This window comes from Streptomyces sp. ME02-8801-2C (genome assembly GCF_033793965.1).
Taxonomy (GTDB): domain Bacteria; phylum Actinomycetota; class Actinomycetes; order Streptomycetales; family Streptomycetaceae; genus Streptomyces.
Map to the genome: position 1 here is coordinate 97701 of NZ_JARAXP010000021.1, position 11233 is coordinate 108933.

The 11233-nt window shown below is 70.1% G+C and carries 10 protein-coding genes and 2 pseudogenes; 5 read left to right on the forward strand and 7 right to left on the reverse strand.

Annotated elements, in window-relative coordinates; all coding sequences use genetic code 11:
* Positions 1-116 precede the first annotated feature (116 nt).
* The 3 genes from pgm to PV396_RS39400 all read left to right on the forward strand — a co-directional run bounded on the left by pgm (position 117) and on the right by PV396_RS39400 (position 3343).
* The gene (gene pgm / locus PV396_RS39390; RefSeq protein ID WP_319213136.1) at positions 117-1757 is read left to right on the forward strand and encodes a phosphoglucomutase (alpha-D-glucose-1,6-bisphosphate-dependent); all 1641 of its coding nucleotides are present in this window, start codon (positions 117-119) and stop codon (positions 1755-1757) included.
* Positions 1758-1913: 156 nt separating this feature from the next.
* Positions 1914-2387, forward strand: a complete 474-nt coding sequence (locus tag PV396_RS39395; protein ID WP_319213138.1) for a carboxymuconolactone decarboxylase family protein — start codon at positions 1914-1916, stop codon at positions 2385-2387.
* A 38-nt stretch (positions 2388-2425) separates the two neighbouring features.
* A complete protein-coding gene (locus PV396_RS39400; RefSeq protein ID WP_319213140.1) occupies positions 2426-3343 on the forward strand; it encodes an RNA polymerase sigma-70 factor in 918 nt (305 codons plus the stop codon).
* A gap of 42 nt (positions 3344-3385) precedes the next feature.
* Here PV396_RS39400 and PV396_RS39405 read toward each other — a convergent pair whose 3' ends face one another.
* Complete coding sequence (locus PV396_RS39405; RefSeq protein WP_319213141.1) at positions 3386-3934, reverse strand: hypothetical protein; 549 nt, start codon at positions 3932-3934, stop codon at positions 3386-3388.
* Positions 3935-4000: 66 nt separating this feature from the next.
* Positions 4001-4557, reverse strand: a pseudogene (locus PV396_RS39410) (hypothetical protein).
* 201 nt (positions 4558-4758) lie between these two features.
* Between PV396_RS39410 and PV396_RS39415 the strand changes: the two are divergent.
* Positions 4759-5001, forward strand: coding sequence for a DUF6411 family protein (locus PV396_RS39415; RefSeq protein ID WP_319213143.1), 243 nt, complete (start codon positions 4759-4761; stop codon positions 4999-5001).
* A gap of 462 nt (positions 5002-5463) precedes the next feature.
* Here PV396_RS39415 and PV396_RS39420 read toward each other — a convergent pair.
* Positions 5464-6465: pseudogene (locus tag PV396_RS39420) on the reverse strand (serine hydrolase domain-containing protein).
* A gap of 606 nt (positions 6466-7071) precedes the next feature.
* Here PV396_RS39420 and PV396_RS39425 point away from each other — a divergent pair.
* Positions 7072-8730: an FG-GAP-like repeat-containing protein gene (locus tag PV396_RS39425; RefSeq protein WP_319213145.1), complete on the forward strand. Its 1659-nt coding sequence runs from the start codon at positions 7072-7074 to the stop codon at positions 8728-8730.
* Between the two features lie 111 nt (positions 8731-8841).
* Here the strand turns inward: PV396_RS39425 and PV396_RS39430 are convergent, their stop codons facing one another.
* The 4 genes from PV396_RS39430 to PV396_RS39445 form a co-directional block, all read right to left on the reverse strand.
* Positions 8842-9513 carry a hypothetical protein gene (locus PV396_RS39430; RefSeq protein ID WP_319213147.1) on the reverse strand — a complete coding sequence of 224 codons (672 nt, stop codon included), beginning with the start codon at positions 9511-9513 and terminating at the stop codon, positions 8842-8844.
* 169 nt (positions 9514-9682) lie between these two features.
* On the reverse strand, positions 9683-10042 hold the full coding sequence (locus tag PV396_RS39435) for a metalloregulator ArsR/SmtB family transcription factor (RefSeq protein WP_319213149.1): 360 nt from the start codon (positions 10040-10042) through the stop codon (positions 9683-9685).
* 199 nt (positions 10043-10241) lie between these two features.
* Positions 10242-10616: a hypothetical protein gene (locus tag PV396_RS39440; protein WP_319213150.1), complete on the reverse strand. Its 375-nt coding sequence runs from the start codon at positions 10614-10616 to the stop codon at positions 10242-10244.
* Positions 10617-10815: 199 nt separating this feature from the next.
* Complete coding sequence (locus tag PV396_RS39445) at positions 10816-11115, reverse strand: branched-chain amino acid transporter permease (RefSeq protein ID WP_319213151.1); 300 nt, start codon at positions 11113-11115, stop codon at positions 10816-10818.
* Positions 11116-11233 lie beyond the last annotated feature (118 nt).

Genomic DNA, 11233 nt, shown 5'->3' on the forward strand with positions numbered 1-11233 from the left:
ACCCGCATCGTCGCATCCGCCGCACGCCCGCCACAACGGCCGCCCGGTGCGCGTCCCCGGGCGTCGGGCGGGGGAGAATGAGGGCCGTACCCAACGGTTTTGCGGAGGAGCGGGAAATGCAGGACGCGCGAGCGGGGCAGGTCGCCGGACCCGAGGACCTCATCGATGTGGCCCGCCTGGTCACGGCGTACTACGCACTGCACCCCGACCCGGCGGAGCCCGGGCAACGGGTGGCTTTCGGCACCTCGGGACACCGGGGGTCGTCCCTCGCCGCGGCCTTCAACGAGGACCACATCGCGGCCACCAGCCAGGCCATCTGCGAGTACCGCACCGCCCAGGGCACCGACGGCCCCCTCTTCCTCGGCGCCGACACCCATGCCCTGTCCGAGCCCGCGCGGATCACCGCACTGGAGGTGTTCGCCGCCAACGACGTGACCGTGCTCATCGACCAGGCCGACGGCTACACCCCCACCCCGGCGGTCTCGCACGCCATCCTCACCCACAACCGCGGCCGTACGTCCGGCCTCGCCGACGGCGTGGTGGTCACCCCCTCGCACAACCCGCCCGCCGACGGCGGCTTCAAGTACAACCCGCCGAACGGGGGCCCCGCAGGCTCCGAGGCGACCTCCTGGATCCAGGACCGCGCCAACGAGATCATCACCGGCGGCCTGAAGGACGTACGGCGCATCCCCTGCACCCGCGCCCTGGCCGCCCCCGGCACCGGCCGCCACGACTTCCTCGGCGCCTACGTGGCCGACCTGCCGAACGTCCTCGACCTGGACGCGATCCGGGCCGCCGGAGTACGCATCGGTGCCGACCCGCTCGGCGGCGCCTCGATCGCCTACTGGGGCCGGATCGCCGAACAGCACCGGCTCGACCTCACCGTGGTCAACCCGCTCACCGACCCCACCTGGCGCTTCATGACGCTGGACTGGGACGGCAAGATCCGCATGGACTGCTCCTCGCCGTACGCCATGGCCTCGCTCATCGAGCAGCGCGACCGCTTCGACATCTCCACCGGCAACGACGCCGACGCCGACCGGCACGGCATCGTCACCCCGGACGGCGGCCTGATGAACCCCAACCACTATCTGGCCGTGGCGATCTCCTACCTCTTCTCGCACCGGGAGCAGTGGCCGGCGGGCGCCGGGATCGGCAAGACCCTGGTGTCGTCCTCGATGATCGACCGCGTCGCGGCGGACGTCGACCGGCAACTCGTCGAAGTCCCCGTCGGATTCAAGTGGTTCGTCGACGGCCTGTCCGACGGAACGCTCGGCTTCGGCGGCGAGGAATCGGCCGGCGCCTCCTTCCTGCGCCGCGACGGCTCGGTGTGGACCACCGACAAGGACGGCATCATCCTCGCCCTGCTCGCCTCCGAGATCACCGCGGTCACCGGCAGGACCCCCTCGCAGCACTACGCCGAGCTCACCGACCGCTTCGGCGCCCCCGCCTACGCGCGCGTCGACGCCCCCGCCTCCCGTGAGGAGAAGGCGCTGCTCGCCAAGCTCTCCCCCCAGCAGGTCACCGCCGACACTCTCGCCGGTGAGCCGGTCACCACGGTTCTCACCGAGGCCCCCGGCAACGGCGCCGCCCTCGGCGGCATCAAGGTCGCCACCGCCAACGCCTGGTTCGCGGCCCGCCCTTCGGGCACCGAGGACGTGTACAAGATCTACGCCGAGTCCTTCCAAGGCCCGGACCATCTGCGCCGGATCCAGGAGGAAGCCAAGTCGGTCGTGCTCTCGGCACTCGCCAACTGACGTGGGAGTGCGTGCGGGGCCGGCGTCGCGGCCCCGCACCACGAGCACGGCAGCAGCGAGACCTGAGTCACACGTGTGCGTGTCACAGGGCGTCGGGCTACCTCGTCTCAGGGGTGTAGCCACCGACAAGCCCTGACGACCACCAAGGAGCACACGATGGACGCGCGACTGAACTACTTCGCCGGCCCGAACCCCAGCAAGGCGCTCAAGCACTTCATGGCGGCGGGCAGGGCGCTCAAGGAGTCCCCGCTGCCGGCCACGACGCAGGAGTTGGTGGCGCTGCGCGTGAGCCAGATCAACGGCTGCGCCGCCTGCATCGACATGCACACCAAGGACGCCGCCGCTGCCGGGGAGGCGTCGGTACGGCTGCACCTGGTGGCGGCGTGGCGGGAGGCCACGGTATTCACCGAGGCCGAACGCGTCGCGCTGGAACTCGCGGAGCAGGGGACCCGGATCGCGGACGCGGCGGGTGGGGTCAGTGACGAGGTGTGGGCGCGTGCCGTCGAGCACTACGACGAGGAACAGCTCACCGCACTGGTGTTCCTGGTGTCCTTCATGAACACGGCCAACCGGCTGAACATCATCACCGAGCAGCCGGCCGGCGACTACGTGGCCGGGCAGTACCACTGAACGCCCGCCGGACGATCACCAGAAGGGGGAAGTCGGTTTTGAGCAAGGTCGACGAGTTCGAGGAGTTACGGCCGCTGTTGTTCTCGATCGCCTACCGGATCCTGGGCAGCGTGGGTGAGGCGGAGGACGCGGTCCAGGAGACCTGGCTGCGCTTCGACGGCTCGGCCACCCGGCCGACGTCGACCAAGGCCTTCCTGTCCGCCACGGTCACCCGGATCGCGATCGACGTACTGCGCTCCGCACGCGTGCGGCGGGAGGAGTACGCGGGACCGTGGTTCCCCGAGCCGCTGCTCGCCGATCCCTATCAGGATCCGGCACGCGCCGCCGAACTGGCCGACTCGGTGTCGATGGCGGCGCTGCTGCTCCTGGAGCGGCTCAGCCCGCTCGAGCGGTCGGTGTTCGTGCTGCGGGAGGTGTTCGGCTTCGGCTTCGACGAGGTCGCCGAGGCGGTGGGGCGCTCGGAGTCGGCGTGCCGGCAACTACTGGTACGGGCGAGGCGGCACATGCGGGCCGGGCGCCCACGGTTCGCGGCGGACCGTCAGGAGCGGCAGGAACTGGCGACGCGCTTCTTCGACGCCCTCCGCGACGGCGACGTACTCGGCCTGCAAGAGCTGCTCGCCGCCGACGTGTCGATGGTCGGTGACGGCGGCGGAAAGGCTCCGCAGCTGGCCCGGGCCGTCATGGGTGCCGAGAACGTGGCCCGGCTGCTCGCCTCTGTCTTCCCCCGGATGGCCAGTGTCGACATCACCTTCGAGCCGCACGAGATCAACGCCCAGCCCGGAGCGATCTTCCGCGACCGGGACGGCAGGGTGCTGCACATCCTGGCTCTCGACGTGCTCGAGGGGCGGATCCAGACCATCCGCTCGGTGATCAACCCCGAAAAACTGGGCCACCTCGGGCCGGTTGCCGACGCCTGGGCCCTCGACCGCGAGGTGAAGAAGGCCCGGCGGCGGTAGAGACGACTCCGAGACCGGGCCTGTGGGTGTGCCGCGCCAGCGTCAGCTGACCAGCAGACGATTGAAGAACGAACGGTAGTGGCGCAGCGCCAGCCGCAGGTCCTCCGTGTCCGCCTGTTCGCCCCGGTTCCACTGGCCTTCCAGCTCTTCCTTGTGGTCGGCGAAGGTGGCGGCCAGCTTCTGCATCACGTCGGCGACGAGGGCGTCGGCGGTGTGCACGGCGTCCCTGGGGTCGTCCACGAACTCGTTCTGCACCTCCTGCCAGCGTGCACGGAATCCTTCCTCGTCCTCCGGGGTGAGGAGCTGGGGGATCTCGTCGTCGGTCTGTGCACCCGACTCCGTTTCCCGGTGCCCAGGGGTGCTCGGGTCGGCCTCGGCCTCCATCGTCTCGTCCCGCGTGCCCGGACCGGCCTCCGTGGACTCGTCCTCGAAGGCCCTGTCCGGCGTGTCCGTGCTCTCGCCGGGGAAGGTGGGTACGTCGGCCGAGGTGCTCGGCGGGTCCTGCGGTGTGTGCGTGCCGCGAGGGTGGGCGAGGTCGTCGGTGGACAGGCCGCTCGCGGCGGCGTGGTCCGGTGTGTCTTCGTGTTGCATGTCTTCTCCGTTCCCGGATGCCCGGGCCTCCCGATGTCGGGGGAGACGGGTTGGCCGCCGAGTTGTTCAGGCCGGGGTGCGACGGGATTCGCCGTCGTCGGACAGCAACTCGTCGAACAGGCTCCGGTAGTGCACCATGGCACCCCGCAGTTGCTCGGTGGTCGCCTCGTGACGGGTGCTCATGACATTCACGTCGTGGGCGGCCTGGTAGTGCTCGAGCGTGCGGCCGTGCTCGACCGACAGGTCCTTGAGGTGTGCTCGAAATCCTGGGTCGGGTAGCCGCGCTCGTGCATCAAGGAGGTCACCAGGCGGTCCGCGTCGTGCACGGCATCCTCCGGACGGTCCACGAACTCGTCCTGGACGCCGGTCCAGTCCTGGGCGTACCGATCCCTGGTCCTGCTGTCCAGCGGCTTGATGTCGAGTGAGTCGTGCCGCTTCTCACGTGCCCTCAGCTCGCGTTCCGCGGCCATGCGGCTGTCGGCGTCCTCGACCGTTCGCCCGTACTCCGGGCCGAAGCGTTCGCGCAGTTGCCGACGGCGCATGAGCAGCCAGGCCGCCACGGCCGCCAAAGCGATCACCACCACGATCGGAATGATGATCGCCAGAAGAGTCCCTGCTGACATCGGGCAGACCTCCTGACGAGGTGCGTCATATGCACCCATTTGTGCGAGTTGCCCTCCGTCCGCCGACTGAAACGGGGAACTCGGAACGAAGTGTGTCCGGCGTCGTCGAGCGCGGAAGCCGCCCGGGACGCGGACACATAGGGAGAACGAGGCGGGGCATTCGTGTCCTCCCGACCAGTCGAGAGTCAACGGAGGCGACTCATGATCATTGCCGCAGTTGTCGGACTGTGTGTGGTCCTGGCCGTGCTGGCCTTCTTCGTCCCGCGTCTGTCCCGCCACCCCGAACGCGGCGCCCAGCGTTCGCTCGGCGCCGGCTCCCGGGCCGGCAGCAAGGCCCCCGGAGTCCTGGGCAGGCTGTTCAGCGAGCCGTTCCGATCGAGCTCCCGAGCCGTGGGCCGCAGCGGCTCGGCGGGCCGCCGCACCCGAGGCCGCATGCCTTTCTGACACACGTCCCACCCCTCAGGACGCCCGAGGCGCTTGCCGCCCCTCAGGACGCCCGAGGCGCTTGCCGCCCCTCAGGACGCCCGAGGCGCTTGCCGTGCCGCCGGGCGCCTGAGGCGTTTACCGTGCCGCCGGATGTCCGTCGTGGCTGCCACGCCGCCGGATGCCAGAGGCGCCCGACGCCCCGCTGGACGCCCGACGCCCCGCTGGACGCCCGACGCCCCGCTGGACGCCCGACGCCCCGCCGGGCGTCCGAGGCTCCTGTGGTGTCGCCGGATGTCAGACGTGGCTGTCGTGTCGCCGGGTGTCTTTGGCGCTTGGCGCGCCGCCGGGTATCCGTGGCGCCCGACGCCCGACGCGCGTGCGCAACGCCGGGCGGCCCGAGGTGCCCGTCGTGCCGTCAGGCGTCCGTGGCACCGACCGCGCCCGTCGTGCCGGGCAGGGTCCGCCCGGACTTCGCGCTGGTCACTTTCTGAGCAGCGCGCACACGAGGTTCCCCTCGCCCTCGCGCAGCTTCTTCAGCAGCTGCGGCTTCGTGGCCTCGTTCACCTGGGTGGTGAGCGACAACGTCAGTGACCGTTCACCCGGCCGGCTCCGAGGCGCCCTCGACCCAGCGGCGCTGCTCGCCCAGCGTCCTCCGGGAGACCAGCGCACCGCCCGCGTAGCCGCGAATGAAGCCGGGTCATGTCCAGCGGTGTGGAGACGATTCCGCCCGACGCCCACCCGCCCGAGGCACCAACCAGCTCGCTGACGTCCTCCAGCTCGGCCGACCGCTTGACCGGGACGTCGTAGCCGCGCATATACGGCTCGGGCAGCTCGAAGCCCTGCGGGAGGCGCGTTTCGCGCAGGCCGAGCGGACGGTGGACCAGCCGCCGCAGCAACTCCTCGTAGCGCTGCCCGGTCGCAGCCTCGGCCATCAGCGCCACGGCGATGTTGTCCGAGTCGGAGTACTGGTAGCGCGAACCGGGGCGGAACAGCAGATCCTCACCGGCCACGAAGTCCAGCAGCCGCCGGGAGTCGAACCGATGATGCAGATCGGCCCTGGTCAGGAACTCGCCAGGGTCACCGCGTGCCAGGCCCGTGGGAGCGCGGGAAGTCGTCGCCCGATGGTGTCGTCCAGCCCGAGTGTGCCCGGTCCACGAGCCGCAGCGCCACCGCGCCGCTGAACGCCTTCGCCGTACTGGCGATACGCATGTGGTCGGTCGGTTGGACCGGCCTGTCGGTGTCGAGGTCGGCGGCTTCGGCCCGGATGATCTCGCGTGTCGACCCCCGCCGGAGGACGGCGATGACGCCGGGCGGGCCACCCGGCGCGCGGACCAGCTGTTCCAGTTGGCTCTGCAGTGCCGGGTCCGGGGCGGAGCCCGGCGGGTCGGCGTCGGCGGGTGCGGACACCAGCGCTGTGAGACAGGCGCAGGCCAGTACGGCGCTGAACCGCAGCCGGGGGAGACGGGGTATCGGCGTGGGGATCTCCTGGGGCGGACCGGGGCCGGGGCCCGTCCGGCGCCGGGAGCGCGGGGCCCGGCCGCCTGTGTAGCTGCCGCGGGCGGCGGAGCGGGCCGTTCGCCTCGGGTCGGGGGGATGGTCCCACCTGTCGGCCTGGCCTGGCCGTGGACGGCCGACTACCGCTTCGAGGCGCCTACAGACCCATGATGATGGACGAGACGGAGGAGCGCGTCCGGGCCGGATCACGCGGCCGCCCGTCGCAATAGCGAGGGGACCTTCAAGCCCGCCCACGCCCTCCGGCTCCGGCATCGGCTGCTCGGCCCGTGGCGGCGTCCGGGCCGGCCGGACCCGCATCATCGCTGTCCCGCTTCGCGCCCCCCACGCCCGCAGGGCTCCCACGACGGTGACAAGCCGTGCTCCACCGCGCCCAACACGCCGCCCCCGCCCACTGGTTGAGGCCCCAGCGGCGAAATCCGTGCGGTTACCATGTGCTGCCGATGATCGGAAATCTTCGGTGATCTGATGGAAAGTCATGTTCCGAGACGCACGTCTTCTTCGCCTGGAGGTCGAGTGGTTCACGCTCAGCACGGCAGGGATCCATGGACGCACCGGATACGCAGGCTCCTCACCGTGACCGCGGTCGTGCTCGGACTGGTGGGCACCGGTCTGACCACGCACTCCGCGTCAGCCGCAAGTGACAGGGTGAGTGACAGGGCGGTGGACAACAGCATCCGCCGCCTCACCGCCGAGAACGGCACCGGAAAGTCCCCGAGCGGCGTAGGCACACCACGGATCGTGGGTGGCTCGGAGACCACCATCAGCAAGGCTCCGTACCTGGTCCAGCTCTTCTACCTGGACGGCTCGGACCAGCTGTGGTTCTGCAACGGCGCGCTGATCGCACCCAACAAGGTGCTGACGGCCGCCCAGTGCGTCTACGGCCGCAACTTCACCAACCGGGACAGGGCCGTGATCCTGGCCGGTTCGACCTACCGAGGCGACCTCGACGGCAGCACCGAGATCGGCGTCAAGCGTCAGTGGGTGCAGCCCTCCTACAGACCGTCGGGCGTCGTCCACGACCTCGCCGTACTCACCCTCAACGGCACGCTGCCGTACACCACCATCAAGCTTGCCGCCGCGAGCGACAGCGCGCTCTACGCGGCCGGGACCAAGGCCACGATCCAGGGCTGGGGCGTGACCGGCACCGCCCGCGGCGGGTCCGGTGAGTCGGACGTACTGAAGACCGCGACCCTGCCCATGCAGGCGGACTCCACCTGTGACAGCGCGCTGAAGACCGCGCTCGGCGGCCAGGACGCCTTCGTGGAGTCGGCGATGACCTGCGCGGGCGAGCCCGCCACCGACGACGACACCAGCACCACGACACCCTGCGTGAGTGACGCCGGAGCTCCGCTGGTCGTGAGCGGCCGTGTCGTGGGCGTCTTCGCCTGGGGAGTGACCAACACCGAGAAGTGGTGCGGGGTGAAGGGCACGTATCCGGTGTTCACCCAGACCAGCGCCTACGCCGGGATGACCCAGGCGCAGACCTTCGACACGGACGCCTCCGGCGACGGGCGGGCCGACCTGTTCGCCAGGAAGTCGAGCGGCGGTGCCGCGTCGACGTACAACGGCTCGACGCTGACGACCCACAGCTCGGCCGGGACCGGCTGGGCCGGCTACAACAAGGTGCTGCAGAGCGATCTGAACCGCGACGGCGTCCTCGACTACGTCGTGCGGACCACCGCGGGCACGCTGTTCTGGCGGCACAAGGTCTCGGGCCAGTGGGTCAACACCCGTGTCGCCACCGGCTGGCAGGGCGTCCGGCAGATCCTCGCGCCCGGTGACGTCAATGGCGACGGCCTGCCCGACCTGGTGGCGGTGGACTCGGGCGGCACCCTGTGGCGCTACCCCGGCAACGGCAAGGGCGGCTTCGGCAGCCGAGCCGGGCTCGGCACGGGCTGGAACGCCTACGCCCAGGTCGTCGCGCACGGCGACCTCACCGGCGACGGGCGGCCCGACCTCGTGGGCCGTACTTCGGCAGGAGCTCTGTACATCCACCCGAGCAGCACGACGGGTACGTACACCTTCGGCGGCCGCAAACTGGTGAGCACCACGGTGTTCAAGGCCGCCACGGCTCTCGCGGCCGTCGGTGACGTCAACGGGGACGGCCGGGCCGACCTCGTCACCCGGACCGGTTCCGGCACGCTGTGGCTCTACAAGGGCAACGGCAACGGCACCTTCGCGGCACCGGCGAAGGGCGCCACCGGCCTCAACTCCTTCAACCTCTTCGGCTGATCCCCGGCCCCACCGGCCACGCACGGCCGAGCGCGCCCGCCACGGACTCCGTCCCGGCGGGCGCGCCCGTTCCCGGCCGCTGTGCGGTCCGCAACAGCCTTTCCCCGGTGCTCAGTTCGTGGCGGGCAGGTCGTCGGCCGGGGGTGCCGCGGGTGCGGTCGGTGCCGGCGTGTCGGTGGTGGTGTAGTAGACGGAGCTGCCCTGCTTGGTGCGCTGGGCATGGCTCTTGGCGACGAGCCCTTCGACTGTGGTGCGTACGACGGTGGCCTTGATGCCGCGTTCCGGGTGCGCCTGGCCGAGCGCGTCGGCGATCTCGGCCGCGGAGCGGGGTTCCTTCTGCGCGACGAGGTGGCGGCGGATCAGCTCGACGAGGGTGGGCTGGTTCGCCTTCGCCTTTGTCTTCGCGGCCTTCGCCTTGGTCGCGGCCTCGGGGTTCTTGGCAGCGGGCTTCTCGACCACGTCACCACCCTGTGCGGCGGCGGTCTTCTTCGCGGCGCGCACCGGCTTGACCGCGCGGGGCTTCGAGGCGGTCTTCTGCTGCGGTACCGAGGGCGACGCGGTCGCGTCGGCGGCGGGCTCGGGGGTGGTGCCCGTGGCGCCGAGCGCCTGCTGCATGCTGGTCAGCACGGTGTGGTCGTGTCGCAGGGCGCGCAGTTGTTCGTGCAGTGCGTCGATCTCCGCGGTGACGCGGTCCTGTTCCTTGGCGTTGCGCTCGAGGTCGCCTGCCACCTGGGCCGCGTAGTGCGAGGTCAGTTCGGTGGCGGGGCTCTGGGCGTCGGACATGATGCCGGCCTTTCTTCGGGGCGGGGCCACGGACCATGACGTGACGCGGTACGGGCGTCGGGGCCGGGCGGTGAACTGGCCGGCCACGATGGAGTCATGGGCGAGTCGCAACTGTCGCTGGCTGTTCCCCGCGTAGAGATAGTACGGGTGCGCACAGCCATGCCCTATGTCATGACGGCCCCGACTGCAGGGCAGGCTGGGGATCCGCCTGCTGGAGTTCGGCGAGCAACTCGCTCTGGCCGGTGATCAGTTCGGTCAGGATGCGCCGGGCCGCCCGCAGCAGCTCGGCCACATCGCCGCCCGCCAGGGCGTAGCTGACGGTGGAGCCCTCCCGGATGGACACCACGATCCCCGAGCGGCGCAGTACGGCGAGTTGCTGGGAGAGGTTGGACGGCTCGATCTCGATCTCGCTGAGCAACTCGCGTACGGGCACAGGGCCGTTCTGCAGGAGTTCCAGGACCCGGATGCGTACCGGGTGTCCGAGCATGCGGAAGAACTCGGCCTTGGCCTGGTAAAGGGGGACCTGCATGGTGAATCGCTCGCTCCCTGCCGCATTGGACGGGCTGCATCCGGGCCCGGCGGCCCTGTCTGTGCCACCGCGGGCGGTCTTGTCCACCGATCCTTGTGCATCCGGCCCCGCACGCCCATGGGATTGAGCTGATCCGGATGTGCCCAGTTGAAGAAATCTTCAAGTCGTGGGCATGCGGAGCCAGGAAGCACGCGGTCTTCTATACGTCCAGCTGGGTCTCAATACTCTTGAGCTGGTGGCGGGCCATCGCGAGGTTCGACTTCCTCCGGTCGAGAACCAGGTAGAGGAACAAGCCGTTGCCGCTACGGCTTTTGAGTGGCCGAAGGATGTGGTACTGGCTGCCGAGTGTGATCAGTACGTCCTCGATCTCGCCCTTGAGCCCGAGGTGTTCCATGGTGCGCGTCTTCGCTCGGATCACGTCCGTGTTGCCCGCCGCTGCGACGGTCAGGTCGAGGTCCTTGCCGCCGCCCAGAGTTCCCAGCGCCATTCCGCTGGTGTAGTCGACCAGGGCGGTACCCAATGAGCCCTCCACCGACGTCATGATCTCCTTCAGGCAGATCTCCACATTGCTCATACCGGGCATCTCCTCCATGTCGCTGCGAGGCTCGGGTTTCGCCCTCCCCGCGGATGCCCCGGACCTTACGGAGTGTCGGCGGCTGACAAGTCGGGTTGTTTCTGTAGTGGCCGAGGAAGCCCTGAAAAGTCAGATGATGCGATATCCATGACCGCTCAGGCTCCGTAAATGGCGCTGCTGTTGGATGCCTCGCTGCGGTTCACAGGGTGTTGAGCAGCAGGACGTAGACACCGGTGCCGATGCCGACGCTGAGGATGGTGCGCCGCCCGAGACAGAGGTGGACGCCGATGGTGACCGCGGTGGCGAGCAGGGCGTAACGGGCGCCGTGCCCGTCCTTGGTGATGGTGCCGTGCAGCGCGGTGATGGCCAGGATGGCGAGGATGCCCACCGGCATCCACACCGACAGCTGCCGTACGACGGCCGAACCGCGCAGCCCGCCGAGCACCGCGAACGGCACGGCGCGCAGGGCGAGGGTGATGGTGAAGACGATCGCCAGCACGGCGATCAGGTACGGCGTGCTAGTAGTGCTTGGTCAGGTTCGTATGTGTGTGGGTATGTCGCGGTGGCAGGTGGGGCAGGCGCCGGCCCAGAGGGCGAGGAGTGTCTGTAGCTCGCGG